The sequence below is a fragment of the Flavobacterium inviolabile genome, from assembly GCF_013389455.1.
Taxonomy (GTDB): domain Bacteria; phylum Bacteroidota; class Bacteroidia; order Flavobacteriales; family Flavobacteriaceae; genus Flavobacterium; species Flavobacterium inviolabile.
The window spans coordinates 2,451,611-2,471,204 of the sequence record NZ_CP058278.1 but is presented as its reverse complement, the minus strand read 5'-3'; the positions used below and the strand labels follow the sequence as shown (position 1 = coordinate 2,471,204).

General features: G+C 40.8%; 22 protein-coding genes. 9 read left to right on the top strand and 13 right to left on the bottom strand.

Going from position 1 to position 19,594, the window contains the following annotated elements; genetic code table 11:
- Nucleotides 1-64 precede the first annotated feature (64 nt).
- The 6 genes from HW120_RS11070 to HW120_RS11045 all read left to right on the top strand — a co-directional run bounded on the left by HW120_RS11070 (nt 65) and on the right by HW120_RS11045 (nt 4,488).
- Nucleotides 65-826 carry a DUF2185 domain-containing protein gene (locus tag HW120_RS11070; protein WP_177734103.1) on the top strand — a complete coding sequence of 254 codons (762 nt, stop codon included), beginning with the start codon at nt 65-67 and terminating at the stop codon, nt 824-826.
- 43 nt (nt 827-869) lie between these two features.
- Nucleotides 870-1,448, top strand: a complete 579-nt coding sequence (locus HW120_RS11065) for a Crp/Fnr family transcriptional regulator (RefSeq protein WP_177734101.1) — start codon at nt 870-872, stop codon at nt 1,446-1,448.
- A 143-nt stretch (nt 1,449-1,591) separates the two neighbouring features.
- Nucleotides 1,592-2,431 carry an MBL fold metallo-hydrolase gene (locus tag HW120_RS11060; protein ID WP_177734099.1) on the top strand — a complete coding sequence of 280 codons (840 nt, stop codon included), beginning with the start codon at nt 1,592-1,594 and terminating at the stop codon, nt 2,429-2,431.
- A 23-nt stretch (nt 2,432-2,454) separates the two neighbouring features.
- Nucleotides 2,455-2,874: a MoaF-related domain-containing protein gene (locus HW120_RS11055; protein WP_218618716.1), complete on the top strand. Its 420-nt coding sequence runs from the start codon at nt 2,455-2,457 to the stop codon at nt 2,872-2,874.
- A 68-nt stretch (nt 2,875-2,942) separates the two neighbouring features.
- A complete protein-coding gene (locus HW120_RS11050) occupies nt 2,943-3,332 on the top strand; it encodes a nuclear transport factor 2 family protein (RefSeq protein WP_177734098.1) in 390 nt (129 codons plus the stop codon).
- 433 nt (nt 3,333-3,765) lie between these two features.
- A complete protein-coding gene (locus HW120_RS11045) occupies nt 3,766-4,488 on the top strand; it encodes an LOG family protein (protein WP_394353044.1) in 723 nt (240 codons plus the stop codon).
- 57 nt (nt 4,489-4,545) lie between these two features.
- Here HW120_RS11045 and HW120_RS11040 read toward each other — a convergent pair whose 3' ends face one another.
- The 3 genes from HW120_RS11040 to HW120_RS11030 form a co-directional block, all read right to left on the bottom strand.
- Nucleotides 4,546-4,863: a rhodanese-like domain-containing protein gene (locus tag HW120_RS11040; protein WP_177734094.1), complete on the bottom strand. Its 318-nt coding sequence runs from the start codon at nt 4,861-4,863 to the stop codon at nt 4,546-4,548.
- A 70-nt stretch (nt 4,864-4,933) separates the two neighbouring features.
- Entirely contained in the window at nt 4,934-5,545 is a 612-nt protein-coding gene (locus tag HW120_RS11035; RefSeq protein ID WP_177734092.1) for a thioredoxin family protein, read from the bottom strand.
- Nucleotides 5,546-5,567: 22 nt separating this feature from the next.
- Complete coding sequence (locus HW120_RS11030; protein WP_177734090.1) at nt 5,568-6,122, bottom strand: TlpA family protein disulfide reductase; 555 nt, start codon at nt 6,120-6,122, stop codon at nt 5,568-5,570.
- A 135-nt stretch (nt 6,123-6,257) separates the two neighbouring features.
- On the opposite strand from HW120_RS11030, the gene HW120_RS11025 reads away from it, so the two are divergent.
- Genes HW120_RS11025 through HW120_RS11015 form a run of 3 tightly spaced genes read left to right on the top strand, consistent with a single transcriptional unit; the run spans nt 6,258 to nt 7,959 of the window.
- Nucleotides 6,258-6,719: a MarR family winged helix-turn-helix transcriptional regulator gene (locus HW120_RS11025; RefSeq protein WP_177734088.1), complete on the top strand. Its 462-nt coding sequence runs from the start codon at nt 6,258-6,260 to the stop codon at nt 6,717-6,719.
- 11 nt (nt 6,720-6,730) lie between these two features.
- Entirely contained in the window at nt 6,731-7,363 is a 633-nt protein-coding gene (locus HW120_RS11020; protein ID WP_177734086.1) for an NAD(P)H-dependent oxidoreductase, read from the top strand.
- 29 nt (nt 7,364-7,392) lie between these two features.
- Nucleotides 7,393-7,959, top strand: coding sequence for a YceI family protein (locus HW120_RS11015; protein WP_177734084.1), 567 nt, complete (start codon nt 7,393-7,395; stop codon nt 7,957-7,959).
- Between the two features lie 79 nt (nt 7,960-8,038).
- On the opposite strand, the gene HW120_RS11010 is transcribed toward HW120_RS11015, so the two are convergent.
- The 10 genes from HW120_RS11010 to HW120_RS10965 form a co-directional block, all read right to left on the bottom strand.
- The gene (locus HW120_RS11010) at nt 8,039-9,493 is read right to left on the bottom strand and encodes a TSUP family transporter (protein ID WP_177734082.1); all 1,455 of its coding nucleotides are present in this window, start codon (nt 9,491-9,493) and stop codon (nt 8,039-8,041) included.
- A 2-nt stretch (nt 9,494-9,495) separates the two neighbouring features.
- On the bottom strand, nt 9,496-10,248 hold the full coding sequence (locus HW120_RS11005) for a DUF2490 domain-containing protein (protein WP_177734080.1): 753 nt from the start codon (nt 10,246-10,248) through the stop codon (nt 9,496-9,498).
- On the bottom strand, nt 10,235-11,884 hold the full coding sequence (locus HW120_RS11000; RefSeq protein ID WP_177734079.1) for an NADPH-dependent assimilatory sulfite reductase hemoprotein subunit: 1,650 nt from the start codon (nt 11,882-11,884) through the stop codon (nt 10,235-10,237). Before HW120_RS11000 ends, HW120_RS11005 begins: the two co-directional genes overlap by 14 nt.
- 21 nt (nt 11,885-11,905) lie before the next feature.
- Nucleotides 11,906-13,564 carry a diflavin oxidoreductase gene (locus HW120_RS10995; protein WP_177734077.1) on the bottom strand — a complete coding sequence of 553 codons (1,659 nt, stop codon included), beginning with the start codon at nt 13,562-13,564 and terminating at the stop codon, nt 11,906-11,908.
- The gene (gene cobA, locus HW120_RS10990) at nt 13,554-14,369 is read right to left on the bottom strand and encodes a uroporphyrinogen-III C-methyltransferase (RefSeq protein ID WP_177734075.1); all 816 of its coding nucleotides are present in this window, start codon (nt 14,367-14,369) and stop codon (nt 13,554-13,556) included. Before cobA ends, HW120_RS10995 begins: the two co-directional genes overlap by 11 nt.
- 22 nt (nt 14,370-14,391) lie before the next feature.
- Nucleotides 14,392-15,303 carry a cysteine synthase A gene (gene cysK / locus HW120_RS10985; RefSeq protein ID WP_177734073.1) on the bottom strand — a complete coding sequence of 304 codons (912 nt, stop codon included), beginning with the start codon at nt 15,301-15,303 and terminating at the stop codon, nt 14,392-14,394.
- A gap of 21 nt (nt 15,304-15,324) precedes the next feature.
- A complete protein-coding gene (gene epsC, locus HW120_RS10980) occupies nt 15,325-16,137 on the bottom strand; it encodes a serine O-acetyltransferase EpsC (protein ID WP_177734071.1) in 813 nt (270 codons plus the stop codon).
- Nucleotides 16,138-16,140: 3 nt separating this feature from the next.
- Nucleotides 16,141-17,376, bottom strand: coding sequence for a sulfate adenylyltransferase subunit 1 (locus HW120_RS10975; protein ID WP_177734069.1), 1,236 nt, complete (start codon nt 17,374-17,376; stop codon nt 16,141-16,143).
- A 69-nt stretch (nt 17,377-17,445) separates the two neighbouring features.
- A complete protein-coding gene (gene cysD, locus HW120_RS10970) occupies nt 17,446-18,351 on the bottom strand; it encodes a sulfate adenylyltransferase subunit CysD (protein ID WP_177734067.1) in 906 nt (301 codons plus the stop codon).
- 25 nt (nt 18,352-18,376) lie between these two features.
- Nucleotides 18,377-19,072 carry a phosphoadenylyl-sulfate reductase gene (locus tag HW120_RS10965; RefSeq protein WP_177734065.1) on the bottom strand — a complete coding sequence of 232 codons (696 nt, stop codon included), beginning with the start codon at nt 19,070-19,072 and terminating at the stop codon, nt 18,377-18,379.
- Nucleotides 19,073-19,594: the final 522 nt, after the last annotated feature.

The window sequence follows — 19,594 nt, the reverse complement described above, 5'->3', positions numbered from 1 at the left end:
GTGCTGGCTAAATTTGTACATTTACGTCAATAAGAAATTACATAACCCTAAAAAACGCTCACAAATGAAATTTTTTGAAAAAAAGCAGGAAGAAGAAAACTTTGACAGCTTCCCTCCTATAGGCGGATTAATGGTTTCAAAAATGGTTACCGATCAAAATATAAAACCAAGGTTTATGTACCGGGAAAAAAGAACCCGGCCGGAAGATAGCGGCTGGAGGATTTTTACAGGTTTTGAAACAGACGATTATATAAACGATCCGAATAATACAGGAATATACAATCCTTCCAGTATTCTCAAAGTCGATCCTTCGCTGCAATCCATTTTATTAAAAGGAATAGGTGCTGTTTATGAGAGAACAGATGATGATTCGGAATGGTACAGGGTTACCGATTTTGAGTTAGAAGACGATTATCCCGTTATGCACAAACTCACCAATGAATGGACGCTTACAATCAACAACCTGTTTGAGCGCAGTATCGAAGATAACGGCGACCTATTTTATACTACTGGTGACAAATCTGTCCGGCTTGCCATTTGGAATGAAAAGGGAAAAAGTAAAGAGGAAATTTACCATACTCACAAACAGCTTATTGCAAATAGAGATCAAAATTTTGATAAGACACTGGAAACTTTTGAGTTTTCCGACAATCGTGTTTTAAGAACAGGCTATCTGGTTTCCGAAAAAGACGGTGAAAAAGAATATGGCGTTGTTTACGGTTTTTCTATAATTGATAATCAGGTTATACAGCTTGCCTTGTATTTTGATGAACCTGAAGATATCGATTGGGCATTAGAAACCTGGAAAATGATAGAACCGGAATAATCAATGCTATTTTTCTGTAACTTTATATACAATCTTTCTGTCTATGTACGACCTGCTTAAAAACAACATTAAAAGCCATATTACAATCTCCGATACGGAACTGTTCCAGTTCTGTAAACCGTTTAACTTAAAAAAGATTCCAAAAAAGGAATTTTTGTTACGCCAGGGTGAGATCTGCAAATTTGAAGGATTCGTCAATAAAGGCTGTTTCAGAGTATATCATATTAACAATGAAGGTGTGGAACATGTTCTTTATTTTGCCATTGAAGGCTGGTGGATTACCGATATTGACAGTTTTACCAATGAAAAACCGGCTTCCCTGTTTATCGAAGCACTGGAAGACAGCGAAGTACTCTTAATTTCAAAAAGAGAGAAAGAACTGCTATATGAGCAATTTCCGAAAACGGAAAAACTGTTCCGGATCATGACACAGAAAACACATGTGGCATTACAGCGCAGAATGATCAGTAACCTGAGTAAAACCGCCGATGAACGTTATCTGGATTTTATAGAAAAATACCCGCACTTAGCCCAACGATTATCTAACTTGCAAATAGCCGCCTATTTAGGGATCTCGCATGAGTTCCTCAGTAAAATCCGAAAGAAGATTTCAAAATTATAATACTGTATTTTCATTTATTGAACTTGTTCAATTTTTTGGTTATAGGATGAATGTAGCTTTGTATTGTAATTTTTAAGGACCAATACATGAACTCAAAACACCTCTTTACATTCTTATTTTTAATAACCAATATTTTCAATATTATGGAAACACAAGCACAAAGCGTTAAAACTATTGACGCCAAAACGTTACAATTTAAAGTGTACAATGCCTCCGAAAATAGTTTTGGAGTAGCCTCTGTAATTATAAGCGGTAAAACCGATGCGGTTTTAATTGATGCCCAATTCACACTTGCCGATGCAGAAATCGTTGCCAAAGAGATAAAAGCCAGTGGCAAAAAACTAACCACTATTTATGTTAGCCACGGCGATCCGGACTTTTATTTCGGATTGGAAGTTTTCAAAAAATACTTCCCGGAAGTAACCGTTTACGCCACACCGCTTACTGTTGAGCATATCCAAAAAACAGCGCAGAAAAAACTGGATGTCTGGGGCGAACGATTGGGAGCGGCTTTAACTTCAAATATAGTACTGCCACAGGTTTTAAAAGGTAACAGCATTACCCTGGAAGGCCACCAACTGGAAATATACGGATTGGAAGCATTTCCGGAACGTACTTTTGTCTGGATTCCTTCTGTTAAAGCCGTTGTGGGCGGAATCAATGTGTTTGGAAACACTTTTCACCTATGGACAGCTGATTCACAAACCAAAGAAGCCCGTGCCAACTGGATCTCCGTTCTGAAAAAAATAGAAGCCCTTCATCCGGCAATTGTGATTCCTGCCCATGCAAAAAACGGAGCGGCTTTTTCGGTAGCCTCTGTAGAATATGACATTGCCTATTTAAAAACCTATGAAGCAGAAGTTGCCCAAACAAAATCATCGGAAGAACTGATTAGTGCCATGAAAAAACACTATCCTGAGGCTACTTTTGACATTGCCCTTCAAATTGGTGCCAAAGTGAACAAAGGCGAAATGAAATGGTAATCCTGAATTTTAAAGCTAATCGTATGAAAAAACTAATTCTGTTTATATGCGCTACACTGCTGCTTTGCTCCTGTACTAAAAAGGCAGAACCTGTAACAACAGTCATTCCAACGGCAGATTATACATTGATCGGTCATAAAGGAAAAATTACCTTCCCGGAAATGACTGCCGAAGTATACTATGAAAACGATTCGATACTGCATTGGAAAACGACCGATACAGCCGGGAAAACAGCCGAAGGCGATGAAAAAATGCATTATCAGAAATTAACCGACAACCTTCACTTCCTGAACTGGATTGAAAAAGACGGTTTTACGGTTAGCCAGCTTATTGATACACAAAACGGAACCGTAAAGGCATTCTGGTCATTCCATGATCCGAAAAGTGACAAAGCCGGACGTTCTTCCCTTTTCGTGGACGGAAAATTTGAATTTATTAAGTAATGTTATTCCCTTTTAAAACCGGTCTGATACTTCTTTTACTGACGGCCGGTTGCCAAAATCACAATACGATGACAAATCTCGAAATAATAAAAAGCACCTATGAAGGCGGAAGTTCGGAACAAAACGGAAAAAATACGGCCTTAGCCTTGGCTCCGGATGCCCGATGGACAGAAGCGGCCGGTTTTCCCTATGCCGGAACCTATATCGGTTTTGAAGCCGTCAAAAAAAATGTGTTCGACAGGCTTGCATCCGAATGGATCGACTACAAGCTAACCATTGAGGATTATATTGCCGATGGTGACCAGGTTGCCGCTTACGGTACCTATTCCGGAGTGAATAAAAAAACCGGAAAACCTTTTACGGCACGGGTAACACACATCTGGAAGCTCCACAATAAAAAGGTTATTGCATTCGAACAATTTGTCGACAGCAAGTCGGTAACCGATGCAATGGAATAATACCAGTCCCATATAAAGCTCCTCATAAACCGGAAAAACTGTTATAAAACATTTAACAGTTTTTCCGGTTTTTACCGTTTTACACGAAAAACACAATCGTTTCCTAACCGGTTTGAATACCGCCTCAAACAACTACATACCAATCCGTTACCAAAACAAAATCCTTTTTTTACAATTTATAGTAAAAAAAACAAGCTCCAAATTTGTTTACATTCCAAAAAGATAATAGTTTTAGCATATTATTCCTGAAAGCTGTTAAAAGTTTTAAGAAATAGAACACCAACAACACTTCTACTTACAGTAACTGACACATCCAATAAATAGTGGGTATTATTTATTCAAATGGTTATACCAGCTGAACCGCTATCGGATTGCCATTTTAGCACACTATAGAAACGATTATATAATTTTTTAAAAGATAAAAGAGAACATGATGAAAGATCAATTTGAAAATGAAGACGACAGAATACAGGATAAATTCAAACAAAAAACCTGGAACGAAATAAGAACCAATGACTCTTGGGCAATCTTTAAAATTATGTCCGAGTTTGTAAACGGATACGAAGCGATGGGTCGTATGGGACCTTGTGTATCTATTTTTGGTTCTGCCCGAACAAAGCCGGAAGACAAATATTATCTATTAGCGGAACGCATCGCCTATAAAATCAGTAAAGCCGGATATGGCGTTATTACCGGTGGTGGTCCCGGAATTATGGAAGCCGGAAATAAAGGTGCTCATTTTGGCGGCGGAACTTCTGTGGGTTTAAACATTGAACTGCCTTTTGAACAACATTTCAACCCGTATATTGACAGAGATAAGAACTTACAGTTTGATTATTTCTTTGTACGTAAAGTTATGTTTGTAAAATACTCACAGGGATTTGTAGTAATGCCGGGAGGTTTTGGAACCTTGGACGAACTGTTTGAAGCGATCACGCTTATCCAGACCAAAAAAATCGGAAAGTTCCCGATCATCCTGGTTGGTAAAGATTTCTGGTCCGGTTTATTTGAATGGATTAAAAATGTAATTGTTGAAAAACATGCCAATGCCAATCCGGCCGATTTGGATCTTATCAAGATTGTGGACAACGAAGATGAGGTACTTGATGTACTGGACAACTTCTACAAGAAATATAACCTGAGCCCTAATTTTTAATTAGCGGCTGCAACATAAAAAAAGGGACTTTATATTAAAGTCCCTTTTTTGTTTTTGTTATTCTTCCGGCATGACTACCGGTCCGGCCCAGTCCATAATACCGCCAATAAGGTTATACGTATTGGTAAAACCCAATTGCTGCATTAAACTGCAGGCCTGGCTGCTACGTCCGCCCGAGCGGCAGTAGATATAATAGTTTTTGGATTTATCCAATTCATCAACCTGATAAATAAAGCCTTGTCCTTTGTAAATATCGATGTTAACAGCTCCGGGAATAATTCCCTGATTCCATTCATCTACGGTGCGAACGTCCAGGATAACTGCATTTTCATCCTGTTGTGCTTCAGACCACCATTTTTCTTGTGTAATGTCCATATAGTTTGTTCGAGGTTTAAAGTTCAAATGTATTGAAAAAACATTTAACATTAAATCATCAAAGCTATTATTACGCTTTTATTGAACATCCGATCGCTTTGGTCTCTTTTACCGCTACTTCTTTGTTTTTTAGTAACGCATCCACAGCATTTTCAACATATTTTACTTTTACTGCTTTTTCATCACCATAATTATCATCAATTGCTCCGATGTATTTTACCTGATTTCCGGCTTTTGTTTTTTGTAAAATATAAACATGAGGTGTTTTGGTAGCGCCATACTGCGGATAGATCTTTTGTCCTTCATCCAATAAATACGGGAAGGTGAAGTTTTTCTCTTTGGCTCTCACCTGCATTAATTCGAAACTGTCGTCTTTTTGTTTTGCAGGGTTGTTCGGATTGATGGCAATTACCGGATATCCCAGTTTTTTGTATTTTTTGTCCAGAGCAACAATCCGGTCTTCATAGGCCTGTGCATAAGGACAATGGTTACACGTAAACACTACGATAAAACCTTTTGCAGCCGAAAAGTCTTTTAACGAGACTTTCTTGTTGTCTACATTTTTCAGGCTGAAATCGGTAGCGATATCCCCTACTTTATAGCCTTCAGCCGGCTTTATTAATGTAAATGCACTCATAACTCCGATGACAAGTGCTAATCCTAAAAATTTAATTGCTTTCATATAAATGTATAAATCTGGTTAATTAATTCATGATGGATTGTAATTCTTTCTGTAAAGCTTCATACGTAAACGATTGCTCGAAAAACTTACGTTTGTCCCCTTTATAAATCACTGTTGCCGGAATTGCTCCGGACCAGGCGGTATCAACTTTGGAAATCCAGGCATTCGCATCCGGATCGTTTAAGTACACGATTTCCGATTGCATATTCTTTTTTTTGATAAAAGGCAAAAGGTTGCTTTCCACTTTTTGCGGCATGTCAAGGCTTACCAGCAGTACTTTTACTTTTTTATCTTTATAATCGGCATTCAGCTTTTCAAAATGCGGCAGTTCTGCTACACAGGGTACACACCAGGTTGCCCAAAAGTTAACCACATAGGTAGTATCGTTATCTTTTTTTAATAAAGGCTCCAGTCCGTTAAAGTCAAACGATTTTACTTTAACCCCGTCTTTTTCATATATTTTTAATGGTTTTGGCGTAGCTGCTGCTGTTTCTGTGACTGCTTTTTCTTCTGTTTTGACTTCTTTTTTACAGGAAATAAAACTGAAAACAGCCAGCATAATGATTATTTTTTTCATTTAGAATATTGGTTTAGGTCACTAAAATTAAGCATTATAACAGCCTTCGAAATAAATTTAACAAAAAATTAAACAAACATTTGTATATACAATTAAAAACATTACTACATTTGTACCAACAAATTTAATAACGCAATGAAAATCGAAGACATCATCAAATCTACAAAAGCTTTATCACTGGGCAAAAGAACAGTGCTGAATATTTTGTACACTCAAAACTTGGTTTCAGAGAAATTCGCTGAGGTATTAAAACCTTATGAATTATCAAGTGAACAATATAATGTATTGCGAATTTTGAGAGGTCAGAAGGCCAAACCAACCAATATGTGTGTAATACAGGAACGCATGCTTGCGAAAACCAGTAACACCACCCGTCTTGTTGACAAACTATTACTGAAAGACCTGGTTACCCGCGAAGTTTGTCCGGATAACCGACGAAAAATGGAAGTGACCATTACGCCAAAAGGAATGGATTTACTAGAAGAACTGGATCCGAAAGTGGAACAGCATGAAGCTGCTTTTTCAGAGAATCTCACAACAGACGAATTGGAACAATTAAATGATTTATTAGAAAAATACAGAACCGTTAATTTTTGAAACATACTTATATGAGTAATTTAATAGACACGCTGAAATGGCGTTATGCAACAAAGAAATTTGATGCAGCAAAAAAAATTTCTAACGAAGATTTAGAAACAATCAAAGAAGCGATCCGCCTGAGTGCTTCGTCTTATGGTTTACAGCCATACAAAATATTTATCGTTGAAGATCCGGAATTAAGAGCCAAAATACAACCGGCTGCCTGGGGACAATCACAAATTGTTGACGCTTCTCATTTAGTAGTATTTGCAAACATTACTAATTTTGGTACCGAGCAAATCGACGCTTTTATGGATAATATCGTAGCGACAAGAAACATTCCTATGGAAAGCATTCAGGGTTATGGTGATTTTATGAAAACCACCCTTACCGCTTTATCAGAAGAAGCCAGAAATACCTGGACTTCAAAACAAACCTACCTTGCTTTAGGCAACCTTTTAACTGCTGCTGCTTCTTTAAAAATTGATGCAACGCCAATGGAAGGTTTTGAGCCGGCAAAAGTGAACGAAATTCTTGGACTAACCGAAAAAGGATTAAACGCTTCCCTTATTGCAACTTTAGGATACCGTCATGAAGAAGATGCTACACAGCATTATGCAAAAGTGAGAAAATCAAACGAAGAATTATTTATCAATTTATAATCAATTAATTAAAACCATTTTAAAATCAAATGAAAAATTTAAAATCAATTGCGTTAGCATTAGTAGTAGCTTTAGGTACATTATCAGCTTCAGCTCAAACAAAAAAAGTAGATGCTTCTAAAAGTACTATCAACTGGGTTGGTAAAAAAGTAACCGGTCAGCACGAAGGAACAATCAACTTAAAAGAAGGCGCTTTAGTTTTCAAAGGAAAAAAATTAAAAGGTGGTAACTTCACTGTAGACATGACTACCATTAGTGCAACAGACGTAACCGGAAAATCTAAAGCTGGTTTAGACGGTCACTTAAAAGCAGATGATTTCTTTGGTGTTGAAAAATTCCCAACTTCTAAATTGGTTTTCAAAACTATCGCTGAAAAAGGAAACGATACTTATACTGTAACTGCTGATTTAACAATTAAAGATAAAACAAACCCTGTAACTTTTGATATCGTTGTAAAAGGAAACACGGCTACAACAAGCTTCAAAATTGACAGAACTAAATACGGAATTGAGTACAACTCTGGTTCTATCTTCAGTTCTATCGGAGATAAAGCGATCAACGATGAGTTTGATTTAACTGTAAGCTTACAGTTCTAATATCCGAACAAAACTTTGCTATGAAAAAGAAAAGAGGCTGTCAGATGACAGCCTCTTTTTTATTGGATTTATTTTGTGTTTAAAAAATCTTAAACAGCATTCGGATACTGAATACAATCACTAAAAAGGCAACTGCCAGTATTGCTGTTTTTTGCGGCAACTTACCGGCTAATCGTGCCGCTAACGGTGCGGCTATGGAACCGCCCACAATTAAACCGATCACTATATACCAGTGGCTTACGCCCAAAGAAGCAAAAAAAGTAATGGAAGCCGCCAGCGTTACAAAAAACTCAGCCAGACTAACGGTACCTACCACATAGCTGGATTTTCGTCCTTTTGCCAATAAGGTAGAGGTCACAATAGGTCCCCAGCCGCCGCCGCCAAATGCATCAAAAAGTCCGCCGGAAAAACCTAATAATCCCGTGTGTTTCACTTTCTTTCGGACAATCTTTTTGCGAAAAGCAATAATAATAAGCCGTATCCCGATAATCATCGTATAGGATGCTAAAATAGCATAAGTAACCGTTTCGTATTTGTTCCCGAGATAAATGAGCAGTAAAGCGCCGCTCACGGCACCAACAACACCCGGAATAGCCAGCCATAACAATAGTTTTTTGTTGACATTCCCGAATTTATAATGGGAAAAACCACTGATTCCGCTGGAAAACATTTCGGCGGTGTGAATACTGCCGCTAATGGCCGGAAGCTTAATTCCAAACAGCATCATACTGGTCGCACAGGTCACGCCATAGCCCAGTCCGACAGCACCATCAACCAGCTGTGCAAAGAAACCAACCAATACCATCCCGTAAAAAGCCGGCGGAATTTCCCGGATATAACCATTCAGGTCATGAACCGAAATTACCGAGGACAATCCGTATCCAAAGAAAACAGCCAAAAAAACAACTGCTATTTCAAAAGTCAGCTCTTTGTACTGCTTCCCTTCTTTTTTACTGTTATCCCGGCTAACCAGCAATGCCGTTGCCTGATTCAGGGAAGCCAGCTTTGTTTGTATATCTCCTTTGTGCCTCGCCCGGAAAGCATTCAGATTTTCAATGCTGTCGTGAATATTTTCCGGAATGGCTTCCTGAAAATGTTCCCGCAAACGACGGGCTAAAACCGGTGACTTTCCATTGGTGGAAATTGCAATTTTTAAATGGCCCTTATTCACTATCGAACCCAGATAAAAGTCGCACAGATCGGGCTGATCGGCGGCATTTACCAGGATTCCTTTCTCATTGGCCCGTTCCTTGATTTCGCGGTTCAATCCGGTATTGTCCGTAGCAATGATCAGGAAATCGGCAGCTGCCAGATCTCCATCGGCAAAAGCACGTTCCTCCCATTCGATATGCGGATATTCTCTTAGCAATTCCCATAAATCATTGCTGATTTCCCGGGCAATAATCCGGATGGCAGCCAGCGGATTCTGCCTTAATAGTGTTTCTGCTTTTTCCAGACCAATTTTCCCACCGCCTACGATCAGGAAACGGAAGGTATCGGTTTTTAAAAATATTGGAAATAATGTATTTTCCATGTTTATTTATTTTTTAAAGATATCGTGTGAAACAAGGATATTCTGAGAATATCACGGTCATAATATTCCGTTCCGGAAGTGCGCTGCTGGTACCAGTTCATATAGCCAACCTCCACGGCAAAGGCAGGATTCAGCCGGTAATTGACTGCGGCATAAATCCGGTTCTGGTCAAAAACATTCTTTACAATGGTACTGCCAGCATTAAACATCACCTCATCTTTTACCTTAACTGTTATCATCTCTTCTCTGGTGTGTTTTTTTCGGATAACCGGAATATCAAAGCCCAGCTGATAGCGGAACCGGAAATTTGAAAAGCGGTAACCGCCGCTCAGTTCATTATTTTCCGTATCGTGAAAAAAACGGGCTTCGGCTTTATAGCGGTGCGAGATCGTCATAAAAGAGAACTTCTGCTTATTGTCAAAACCAATATCCGGACGCAATTCGGGAACGATCAGGCTGCTCTCCGCTTCCGGATCCTGCGGACTTTGCAAAAAGAGCGTCATTCCGGCCGAAGCATTCCAGTTATCAATCAGCTTCCGCTGAACATTACTCCTGAAAACCAGCTGATGCTGTGCGGTGGGATTGTAAAACTGCCTTTCCTGAACCTCGCTTAACACGTTCCAGTTTTTATTTATCTTTAAAGTATTATAATACCCATACCAAAGCAATTGCTGATGCGTAACCGATTTTTGAGCCAGTAGCGAACAGGATACAAACAGGACGATGACCGAACCGGATCGTTTAGTGAACCGCAAAAAATTTCCTGTGTGTAAAATCTCCGAATGTTTCATGCTGTATACGCTCTTTTGTGTACTGGTCAAAAAGACCATCCAGTTCCGTCAATATTTCTGTTTCTGTAAGCTGCTTTTTATAAACCTGATTCAGGCGGTTTCCTAAACGGTCGCCGCCAAGCATTAAATTATATTGCCCCGGTCCGGTGCCCACAAAGCCAATTTCGGCCAAATAAGGCCGGCCGCAGCCATTCGGGCATCCTGTCATCCGGATACTGATCTCGTCCTGCTCCAGATCATACTTTTTAAGGAACGGTTCGATTTTAGTGACCAATTCGGGTAAGTAGCGCTGTGCTTCGGCTAAGGCTAACGGACAGGTAGGCATCGCCACACAGGCCATCGAGCTTTTTCGCATCGCACTATCCTGCTCTTCAATTTTATATTTCGCGATCAGTGCCGTAACTTTTTCTTTATTGGCTGCGGAAATCTCTCCCAAAATCAGGTTTTGGTTACAGGTAAAGCGGAAATCGGAAATTTGCAATTGCGCCAGTTCATACAGAAATTGTTTCTGATACGGCTTTATCACACCATGCTCTACAAACAAGGTATAAAACCATTTGTTCTCATAGTTTTCCTGCCATCCGTAACGGTCATTTCTTTCCGTAAACGCATAACTTTCTTCCGGAAGCAGCACAAATCCGATTCTTTTTTCCAGTTCTTTTTTAAAATTATCGACTCCTAATTTATCGACCGTATATTTTAAACGGGATAATTTCCGGTCGCTGCGGTTGCCATAATCCCGCTGAATGGTCAACACTTCATAAACGGCTTTCAGTGTTTTGGCTTCGGTATCGGTAAATCCAATGATGGTTGCCAGGCGCGAATAGGTATTCGGGTTACCGTGTGTGGTTGCCAAACCGCCTCCAATGGCAATATTGAATCCTTTTAACTGACCGTCTTTAATGATGGCAATCAATCCGATATCGTTCGAAAACACATCCACATCGTTCGATGGCGGAATCGCGATCGCAATCTTGAATTTCCTCGGCAGATAGCGATCCTGATACAGCGGATCGGCTTCGCTGGAGCGTTCGTATATCTTTTCACCGTCTATCCACACTTCATAATACGATTGTGTTTTGGGCAGCAGCAATGTCGAGATCTTATCGGCATAATCATATATCTGCTGAAACAAAGGCGAAACCTGCGGATGTGAGCTACAAGTCACATTCCGGTTTACATCGCCACAGGCAGCAATGGAATCCAGTTTTGCCAGCAGGAATCCCTGGATAGTAGACTGTAACTGGTGTTTTAGCAATCCGTGCAGCTGAATGGTCTGCCGGGTTGTAATTTTTAAAGTTCCGGTTCCGTATTCTTCCGAAATTTCATGGGTAGCCAGCCATTGGTCGGCAGTGATCACACCTCCCGGAATACGTAGCCGGATCATAAAAGAATACAGCTTATCCAGTTTTTTCGCTGCTCTTTCCGCTCTTCTGTCCCGGTCATCCTGAACATACATTCCGTGGAATTTCACCAGTGCTTCATCGTCCGGACGGACATTACCGGTATGGTTGTCTGTTAAACTCTCTTTTAATGTGCCTCGAAGTCCGTCACTCTTTACTTTTATGGCTTCAATCGGGGATAATTTATCGTTACTCATTTTATTATTTTATACGTTGTTCTAATACACATCTTTCTGATAGCGTCCTTCTGTTTCCAGGTTTTCCAATATATGCTTCGCTTCCGGAATGCTGATGTTTTCTGCTGTTGCTATAATTTCCAGTATGGTGTTTTCCACATCGGTACTCATCGGGTCTTTTTGTCCGCACACATATATATAGGCACCGTTGGACAGCCATTCGTAAAATTCTTTTGCCTGCTGCTTTAACCGGTCCTGAACATAGATCTTATGTTTCTGATCCCGGGAAAAAGCCGTGTCCAGTTTTGTCAGTACGCCGGTAGCCAGCCATTCCTGTATTTCCGTCTGATAATAGAAATCGGAAACAAAATGCTGTTCTCCGAAAATCAGCCAGTTTTTACCTTCCGCACCGGTAGCATCGCGGTGTGCCAGAAAGCTTCGGAATGGGGCAATCCCCGTTCCCGGTCCTATCATAATAATGTCCTTGTCTTCTTCCGGCAATCTGAAATTCTGGTTCTTATGAATGTAAAAGCTTATTGGGGTGTCTTTTTCATAATCGGCTAAAAACTGGGAACATAAGCCTGTTTTCTGATTTCCGTCAACGGTAAACGTATTCCGGTTCACAGTAACGTGTACTTCTCCTTCATGGGCTTCCAATGCAGAAGAAATGGAATACAAACGCGGAGCTATCGGGTGCAGCAGCGCAATCAAAGCATCCCATGAAATCGCTTCCTGAGCAGGATATTTTTCCAGGATATCCAGTAAATCGGCTTTATCTTCTGTAATAGCCACATTCAACAACCGCCCTATAGCATCCAATGATTTTTTAGACAATCCCCTGATATTTTTATCAGTAAGCTCCCGGCTTTGTTGTTCAGCTCCAAACAAAGCGGCTATTGCGGCTATTTCATTCGGGTTGTTTTTAGGGTAAAACCCTATGGCATCGCCGGGTTCATAGGCAATTTCTGCTTCGGATACAATCTCAATATGATAGGTTTCCTTATTTGAATACCGGTCGTTTAAAATAACTTTATGCGTTATAATCCCTTCATACGTTTTTTTATGGGAAGCTGCATTGGCGGTACTCTTTTTCGGTTCGGAAGCTGTTGCTGTTCCCGTATGCTGAAGCACTTTCAGGATTTCGGCAAACCAGCTTTCGGCAACCGGAGCATAATCCACATCGGCTTTCCGGAAGGCAATCACACGCTGTGCTCCCAAGCGTTCAAACTGTCCGTCTATAACTTCACCCGCCTTACAGAATAACGGATAAGAAGAATCGCCTAATCCTAAAACGGCAAATCTGGTTTTGGAAAGGTTTGCAGCAGTATTGCTCAGGTTATCAAAAAATTTGATCGCATTCTGTGGCGGATCTCCTTCTCCCTGAGTACTCATGATCACAATCACAAAGTCTTCTTTTTCAATTTTCTCAACCGGATACTGAAAGGCATCCACTACTTTGGACTGTATCTTGTTTTTCTTTAATACCGCCTGTAATTGTGATGCCAGTTTTTTAGAATTCCCGGTTTCCGTTCCATAAATAATGGTTGGTTTGACCACAACTTCCGCTATGATTTCCGGTTGCTGCTGTGGTTCATGCTGCGCTAGAATACCGGCGAGATAACCGCTTGTCCAGATGATTTCTTCCCGGGAATACTGTTTTACCAGATCTTTTAATACTACTAATTTATTTTCAGCCAGCATGTTGTAAGTTTATTATATGGTTATCGAAATAAGAGCTTGCTTTGGATTGTTCCTTAAACCAGGCATAATGACGGTGCAGGTTGACCACATTTCCTACTATTAATAAAGTAGGGACATATTCAAATGCCGGCAATTCTTTTGTTTTTAGTTCTTCAAAGGAAAAAACCCTGGTTTTCTGAAAAGGGGTTGTCGCCTGCTGGACAACAGCTATTCCTTTGTTTACATCAATATTGTTTGTCAGTAAATAGTTCGCCAGCTGGTGCAACCGCTGTCCACTCATATAGAAAACAAGGGTATCATCTGTCGTTGCCCAATCGGTCCATTGCAGCGCGGTAACCGTACTCAGGTCGAACAGGGTTAAAAAGCGTACTCCTCTGGCGTGTTCCCTTGCTGTTAAAGGGATTCCCGTATAGGCAGCAGCACCAAAAGCAGCCGATATTCCGGGAACAATCTCATACGGAATGTGATTTGCTTTCAACACTTCAAGTTCATCCAAAACATTCGAAAAAAGCGAAGCATCTCCACCTTTTAGTCGCAATACCAGTTTGTTTTGCTTCGCAAATTCCACCATTAATGTATTGATGTCACTTTGTGGCGTGTGTATTCCTTTCGAACATTGTTTTCCTACATATATAATTATCGCGGCTTTCTTTGCATTATCGGCTATCATTTGCGGCGAAACCAATCTGTCGGTCAGAATGACATCGGCTGTTTGTAAATATTTCAGTGCTTTTACGCTTATTAAATCGGGATCGCCCGGACCGGCTCCGGCCAATATTACTTTCCCTTTGTTTTCTATACTCATTGGTTTTTCTTTTGTTTACGGATTAATACAATCCTTCGATGGACAGGTAACGTTCCCCGGTGTCGTAATTAAAGGTCAGTACGGTCGCGCCATCGGGAATTTCATCCAGCTTTTTAGCCACGGCAGCTAAAGAGGCTCCGGTAGAAATCCCTACCAGTATTCCTTCTTTTTTAGCAATGGCACGGGCATATTCGAAGGCTTCGTCCTTACCGATCTGAATCACTTCATCTATTAATTCTTTTTGGAAGACAGCCGGTACAAATCCGGCTCCGATTCCCTGCAACGGGTGCGGTCCCGGCACTCCTCCGCTTAGTACCGGAGACAATTCCGGTTCTACCGCGATAACTTTTATATGCGGATATTTTGCCTTTAAAACTTTCGCAACCCCGGTAATATGTCCTCCGGTTCCAACGCCGGTTATCAGGTAATCCACTCCTTCCGGAAAATCACTGATGATTTCCTGAGCAGTTGTTTTTTCGTGGATTGCTACATTCGCCGGATTGTCAAATTGCTGCGGCGACCAGGCATTCGGAATTTGGGAAACCAGTTCGTTCGCTTTTTCAATCGCACCTTTCATTCCTTTTTCTCTTGGCGTGAGTTCAAATTCCGCTCCGTAGATTTCCATTAGTTTTCGTCGCTCTACACTCATCGATTCCGGCATGACCAAAATCACACGGTATCCTTTTACGGCGCCCACCAATGCCAGTCCGATACCGGTATTTCCGGAAGTAGGTTCGATAATCACACTGTCCGGTTTTAACAGCCCTTTCTGTTCGGCATCTTCAATCATTGCCAGGGCAATACGGTCTTTGATACTGTTTCCCGGATTGTTTTTTTCCAGTTTAATCCATACATTTTTGTTCCCTTCAAATAGTTTCTGAAGTTGTACAACGGGTGTATTCCCTATCGTTTCTAAAATATTATGTGCTTTCATTTTTATTGTTTTGTTGTTGTTTTATATGACAAAATTCAATGGCTCCGGAAACGGTGCTTTGTTTTTAATTACGATTTCACTTTTATGGTATACCAGTGATTGCTTAGGAATGGAATTGGTTATCCAGACATTTCCTCCTATAATGGCATCATTCCCTATTTCGGTATTGCCGCCCAAAATGGTAGCATTGGCATAAATAATCACCTTGTTGCCAATAGTGGGATGCCTTTTTTCTTCGGCTTTAGCCTTACTGACATGTAAGGCTCCCAGTGTTACCCCCTGGTAGATCTTCACATCATTCCCGATTACCGTGGTTTCGCCTATAACAATACCGGTTCCGTGGTCGATAAAGAACCGCTCTCCAATTTTCGCTCCGGGATGAATGTCAATTCCTGTTTTGCTGTGTACGTATTCCGAGATCAGCCGGGGTACTACCGGAACCTTGCTTTTCCAGAGCTGGTGTGCCAACCGGTAAATGGCAATGGCAAAAAAACCGGGATAGGCCACCAATACTTCACTACGGGATTTCGCTGCCGGGTCAAAGTTGAAAACAGCTTCCAGATCGGCTTCCAGCCAGCTGTGAATTGTTTCCAGAGCGTTAAAAAAGTCTTTTACGACTGTTTTTGTTTCATGATCCGTCAAAACGCTGTTCAATATTTTTTCCAGTTCCGTTTTTAACACTGCTTCGCGGGCGGTAAAAAAATCGGCATCGGAATAGTCTTCTCCTATCGAAAACAGCCATTGGAAGATGTGTTCCACCCAGGCTTCCGTTTCGGCTTTATCCGGTAACTTCCGGATTTTCTGCCTGTTCTTATTGTAAATCGGATGTGCCATACTTTATGCTAAAAACATCAGGGCGCCCACTGTATTAAAAGTGGTTTCATCAACTAAAATGGCATTACCGCTTTTGGAATTTTCTTCAAAAGCATCGAAGAATAACGGTTGGTTTGCCCGTAATGAAATTTGCCCGATATCGTTAAGTTTCACTTCTGCTGTGTCGTTAAACTGCCATTCGTTAACATTCCATTTCCGGTCTACAGCCTGAATTTTTACCCGAACGGTTCTGAAACGATGCTGCAGCAGATAGGTTTTTCCAATTTGCAGCGGCGTATTATCCAGCCAGCATACCCAGGTTTTAAGTTCGTTGGAAGTTGTTGGCAATTCGGTTGTTTTGACAATACTGTCCCCGCGGCTGATGTCTATATTGTCTGCCAGGTGCAAAACCACATTGTCACCCGCCTTAGCGCTGTCAATGCTTTGCTGGTGTTTTTCAATCTTTACGATAGTCGTTTCAATTCCGGATGGCAGTACTTTTACCGTATCTCCGGTTGTGTAGCTTCCGCTTAATATCTGCCCGGCGTATCCTCTGTAGTCATGATTTTCTTCGTCTTTGGGACGAATAACCCATTGTACCTGAAAACGGGTCGCTAAATTTTCTTTGGACGGTATTTCGATATGCTCCAGCGTACTCAATAAAGTATCGCCTTCAAACCATGGGGTTTTCTCCGATTTTGCGACGATATTATCCCCAACCAAAGCGCTAACCGGAATATAGGCCACCTCATCATAGTTCAGGTTTCCTTTTATGCTTTCGAAACCGGCTTTAATCGTGTTAAAAACCGTTTCGGAATAATCCACCAGGTCAATTTTGTTGATGGCAATAATAGCTTTTTTAATGCCCATTAAGGATCCCACACTGGCATGTCGTTTGGTTTGGGTCGTAATTCCCTTGCGGGCATCGACCAGAATAATAATCAAATCGGAGTTTGAAGCTCCGGTAATCATGTTTCGGGTATATTGCTCGTGGCCGGGCGCATCGGCTATAATGAATTTCCTTTTTCTGGTGGAAAAGTATTTATAGGCTACGTCTATCGTGATTCCCTGTTCTCTTTCGGCACGCAGTCCGTCGGTAATTAACGACAAATCGATAGTGACTCCCTCCTGTTTTGTCTGTTGCTGCAATACTCCCAGCTGGTCGGTATGTATACTGTCGGAATCATAAAGCAACCGGCCTATCAAAGTACTTTTACCGTCGTCTACATTTCCTGCTGTTATAAATTTTAAGGTGTTCATGCTGTTTCTTTTTTGCGGATTTACAAATCCTTATTGCTTATATTTTAGTTCGTTAGCTGCAAGACCATTTTAGAAATAGCCTTGTTTTTTACGGTCCTCCATTGCGGCTTCCGAAAGCTGGTCGTCCAGTCGGGTTTGCCCGCGTTCGCTGATCCTTGTCTGAATAATGTCTTCAATAATATCCTGTACTGTGGCGGCTTCAGAAGGAACCGCTGCGGTACAGGTCATGTCGCCTACCGTTCTGTAGCGCACTTTTTCAATCACCACGGTATCCGTTGGCAACGGCTGAATAAAGGCTGAAGTAGCGACCAGTTTATCCTGGTGAACGATACATTCCCTGTCATGCGCAAAATACAGCTCCGGCAGTTCGATGTTGTATTTCTGGATGTAGTTCCAGACATCCAGTTCTGTCCAGTTGCTAATCGGGAACACACGTACATTATGTCCTTTGGCTACTTTTCCGTTGAGAATATCCCACAATTCGGGGCGCTGCAGTTTGGGATCCCATTGTCCGAAATCGTCCCGAACGGAAAAAATACGCTCTTTCGCTCTGGCTTTTTCTTCATCACGCCGCGCACCGCCAATGCAGGCATCAAATTCATTTTCCTGAATGGTATCCAGCAAAGCATAGGTTTGTAAAGCATTCCGGGAAGGAAAACGTCCCTGGGTTTCTTTCAGATTGTATTTTTTGATACTGTCTTCAACCGAGCCTACAATCAGTTTTTCACCAATCTGATTCACCAGATAATCTCTGAAAGCGATGGCTTCGGGAAAATTATGCCCGGTATCGATATGGACTAACGGAAACGGGAATTTCCCCGGACGGAAGGCTTTCAGAGCCAAATGAACCAAAACGATTGAGTCTTTTCCGCCGGAAAACAATAAAGCCGGTTTTTCAAACTGTGCCGCTGTTTCGCGAAGAATGTAAATGGCTTCGTCTTCTAATTGGTTTAAATATTCTTTTGAGTTACTCATATTCAATTTGTTTATCTGTTTTATTTTAACTGTGTAATCCGCATTCTTTTTTAGAAGTATCTTCCCACCACCATCTTCCGGCTCTGAAATCGTCTCCTTCTTTAATCGCTCTGGTACAGGGAGCACAACCAATGCTTACAAATCCTTTGTCGTGTAGCACATTATACGGGATGCCGTTTTTGGTGACATATTCCTTTACTTCCTCCGTGGTCCAGTGCAGTAACGGATTGAATTTATACAGCTGGTATTGTTCGTCCCACTGTACTATTTCCAGGCTGTTCCGGTTTGGGGAATGTTCGGCTCTCAATCCGGTGATCCAGACTTCCGCATCTTTCAAGGCTCTTTTTAAGGGTTCCACTTTCCGGATGTGGCAGCATTGCTTCCGGAGTTCGATACTTTCATAAAAAGGGTTGATCCCTTTTTCGGTTACAAATGTTTCCAGGTTGGCAGCATCCGGGTAATAGGTTTTTATTTTTTTACCGTATTGCAATATTGTCTTATCCCAGGTGGCATAGGTTTCCTGAAACAGTCTGCCCGTATCCAGCGTGAAAACCGTTATGTTGGGCAATTGCTGTGAAAAGATAGCATCGGTGATTAGCTGGTCTTCAATACCGAAACTGGTAGAAAAAACAATCTTTCCGGTGATGTTTTCAGACAGGAATTTCAGGCTTTCGGCAATATCCTTTCCTTGTTTTAGCGTATTAATTATCGTTTCGTTCATTGTTTGTTTTGTTTGCAATCGTGATAAATGGGTATAAAAAAAGCCTCTTGAATTCAAGAGGCTTCTATTACGGGATACTATTTTTTACAGCAAATAGTATGACAGACGACCTCTTGCGAAATTTCGCATACAACACATCATCATCATACAAGCTGCAGATGCTGTTCGTAATGTTGTTATAGCCGTTGTCGTGTTCATCTTTATTTTATTTTGTGTTTTTAGAAAAATTAAGCGTAAAAAAAACTCCTCAATTGCCTGAGGAGTTTTACTGATATTGGAAATGTTTTATTGACATTAACGAATAGCAGGTACCTCCTCATAAACTGAGCAGCACATACACATCGCCATACATAAAACCTGATTTTTCATTTTTTTATTCTGTTTTGAACACTGCAAACTTATAACATTTTTTAATTACGCTCCAAATAAAAAATATTTTTTGAAATAAATTTTTCTCAAAAGGAATCTCAAAAACAGTCTTTTTCATTTGAAAAACGTATAAAAATCAGCTTTTAGCGTCTA

Bases quoted from the DNA above. Each gene is read 5' to 3' on its own strand.
- HW120_RS11060 (WP_177734099.1), top strand. From the start codon at position 1,592: ATGGAAACACAAGCACAAAGCGTTAAAACTATTGACGCCAAAACGTTA.
- HW120_RS11020 (WP_177734086.1), top strand. From the start codon at position 6,731: ATGAGTAATTTAATAGACACGCTGAAATGGCGTTATGCAACAAAGAAA.
- cobA (WP_177734075.1), bottom strand. From the start codon at position 14,369: ATGAGTATAGAAAACAAAGGGAAAGTAATATTGGCCGGAGCCGGTCCG.
- HW120_RS11040 (WP_177734094.1), bottom strand. From the start codon at position 4,863: ATGGACATTACACAAGAAAAATGGTGGTCTGAAGCACAACAGGATGAA.
- HW120_RS11065 (WP_177734101.1), top strand. From the start codon at position 870: ATGTACGACCTGCTTAAAAACAACATTAAAAGCCATATTACAATCTCC.
- HW120_RS11035 (WP_177734092.1), bottom strand. From the start codon at position 5,545: ATGAAAGCAATTAAATTTTTAGGATTAGCACTTGTCATCGGAGTTATG.
- HW120_RS11030 (WP_177734090.1), bottom strand. From the start codon at position 6,122: ATGAAAAAAATAATCATTATGCTGGCTGTTTTCAGTTTTATTTCCTGT.
- HW120_RS10995 (WP_177734077.1), bottom strand. From the start codon at position 13,564: ATGCTGGCTGAAAATAAATTAGTAGTATTAAAAGATCTGGTAAAACAG.
- epsC (WP_177734071.1), bottom strand. From the start codon at position 16,137: ATGGCACATCCGATTTACAATAAGAACAGGCAGAAAATCCGGAAGTTA.
- HW120_RS11070 (WP_177734103.1), top strand. From the start codon at position 65: ATGAAATTTTTTGAAAAAAAGCAGGAAGAAGAAAACTTTGACAGCTTC.
- HW120_RS10975 (WP_177734069.1), bottom strand. From the start codon at position 17,376: ATGAACACCTTAAAATTTATAACAGCAGGAAATGTAGACGACGGTAAA.
- HW120_RS11015 (WP_177734084.1), top strand. From the start codon at position 7,393: ATGAAAAATTTAAAATCAATTGCGTTAGCATTAGTAGTAGCTTTAGGT.
- cysD (WP_177734067.1), bottom strand. From the start codon at position 18,351: ATGAGTAACTCAAAAGAATATTTAAACCAATTAGAAGACGAAGCCATT.
- HW120_RS11000 (WP_177734079.1), bottom strand. From the start codon at position 11,884: ATGAGTAACGATAAATTATCCCCGATTGAAGCCATAAAAGTAAAGAGT.
- HW120_RS10965 (WP_177734065.1), bottom strand. From the start codon at position 19,072: ATGAACGAAACGATAATTAATACGCTAAAACAAGGAAAGGATATTGCC.
- HW120_RS11010 (WP_177734082.1), bottom strand. From the start codon at position 9,493: ATGGAAAATACATTATTTCCAATATTTTTAAAAACCGATACCTTCCGT.
- HW120_RS11055 (WP_218618716.1), top strand. From the start codon at position 2,455: ATGAAAAAACTAATTCTGTTTATATGCGCTACACTGCTGCTTTGCTCC.
- cysK (WP_177734073.1), bottom strand. From the start codon at position 15,303: ATGAAAGCACATAATATTTTAGAAACGATAGGGAATACACCCGTTGTA.
- HW120_RS11025 (WP_177734088.1), top strand. From the start codon at position 6,258: ATGAAAATCGAAGACATCATCAAATCTACAAAAGCTTTATCACTGGGC.
- HW120_RS11045 (WP_394353044.1), top strand. From the start codon at position 3,766: ATGAAAGATCAATTTGAAAATGAAGACGACAGAATACAGGATAAATTC.
- HW120_RS11050 (WP_177734098.1), top strand. From the start codon at position 2,943: ATGACAAATCTCGAAATAATAAAAAGCACCTATGAAGGCGGAAGTTCG.